Source organism: Mesorhizobium sp. WSM4822 (assembly GCF_055811155.1).
Genome location: NZ_JBVVQM010000104.1, coordinates 1 through 252 on the forward strand (window position 1 = coordinate 1; position 252 = coordinate 252).

Genomic DNA, 252 nt, shown 5'->3' on the forward strand with positions numbered 1-252 from the left:
GTTCGGCAGCGACACCGATCTTGACCGGCTCGGCCTTGGCGATGCCCATCGCAGCGACACCGAGCAATAGCGCTGCGGCCAATGTCTTAAGGACGGTGTTCATTTCAATAACTCCCAGTTTGTTGTTGTTCCCGTTTTCCATCCGCCTCGGCTTAACCGATGTTGCGGATGAATTGCTTGAGCCTTTCGGATTTGGGCGCGCCGAAGATCTGCTCCGGCGGCCCTTCTTCCTCGACCAGCCCGTTGTAGAGG

1 pseudogene is annotated in these 252 nt (G+C 57.5%); it reads right to left on the minus strand.

The features are described from left to right. Positions 1–152: 152 nt before the first annotated feature. Positions 153–252, minus strand: a pseudogene (locus tag AC0L3E_RS34715) (histidine/lysine/arginine/ornithine ABC transporter ATP-binding protein); the annotation flags it as partial.